The organism is Bacillus sp. mrc49 (genome assembly GCF_002803435.1).
This window is the reverse complement of the sequence record NZ_PHNG01000564.1, coordinates 1-1,106: the sequence shown is the minus strand read 5'-3', so window position 1 is coordinate 1,106 and position 1,106 is coordinate 1. Positions and strand designations below refer to the sequence as shown.

Genomic DNA, 1,106 nt, shown 5'->3' with positions numbered 1-1,106 from the left:
TGAGGAAAGATTTCATGGTCCAACTAATATGACGAGTGATCAAACTGGCTCCATTGCTATCTATAATGCAGATCAGCAGCGTTATAGAAGAGATTATTGCAAGCGTGTGGAATGGGCCGTTCGAAGGCTGCCGAATATGGAACGGTTTCTTATCGAAGAAAGGTATATGTCTGAGGATGCGGAATACTTGTCCGATTACAATGTGTATTGTTTTAAATTTCAGCCTCCAATTTCCGAAAAGAAGTATTCAAAGATACGTTGGAAAGCATTTTATAAACTGGCCTTGAACTTGAATCTTGCCATTACTAAGGGTTAGTGGACACAAACAGTGATGTAAAGGAGGGGTGGTTATGGAGTTAAATAAGATATTCAAGATGGATTGTTTAGTTGGAATGGAGATGATTCCTGATAAATCAATCGATATGATCTTCACTGATTTACCTTATGGAACAACTAATTGCAAATGGGATTCAGTGATTCCCTTAAACGCTCTATGGCAGCAATACGAAAGAATTATTAAAGATAGCGGCGCTATTCTCCTATTCGCACAAACTCCTTTTGACAAGGTTTTAGGAGCAAGTAACTTGAAATTACTTCGTTATGAGTGGATTTGGGAAAAGACTGCAGCAACAGGTCATTTTAACGCAAAGAAAATGCCGTTAAAAGCACACGAAAATATATTGGTGTTTTATAAAAAGCTTCCAACCTATAACCCTCAAAAGACAACTGGACATAAACCTGTAAACAGCTACACCAAGTATTTAGAAACTCAAAATAAAGGTGAGATATACAGGCAAGCAACAAAAGAGGTCTCTGGCGGTGGAGCTACTGATCGATACCCAAGGAGTGTATTAACATATCCTTCGGATAAGCAAAAATTAAATTTACATCCCACTCAAAAGCCTTTGGACCTTGTTAAAGATATGATACTGACTTATTCAAATGAGGGTGAAGTTATCTTGGATAGTTGTGTGGGAAGTGGAACCACTCCAGTTGCAGCAATTCGAACAAATCGAAGGTTTATAGGATTCGAAATCGAAGAAAAATATTGGGATTTAGCAAATGAACGTATTGCAAAAGAATTCGTTATTGTGTAGTTCGAATAA

Annotated in this window: 2 protein-coding genes; both read left to right on the top strand. The window is 37.5% G+C overall.

Annotated elements, in window-relative coordinates; translation table 11 throughout:
* Nucleotides 1–316: transcriptional regulator (locus CVN76_RS05850; protein ID WP_100530595.1), on the top strand; the 316-nt coding region annotated here is incomplete at its 5' end.
* Between the two features lie 34 nt (nucleotides 317–350).
* Nucleotides 351–1,097, top strand: a complete 747-nt coding sequence (locus tag CVN76_RS05845; RefSeq protein WP_198512500.1) for a DNA-methyltransferase — start codon at nucleotides 351–353, stop codon at nucleotides 1,095–1,097.
* Nucleotides 1,098–1,106 lie beyond the last annotated feature (9 nt).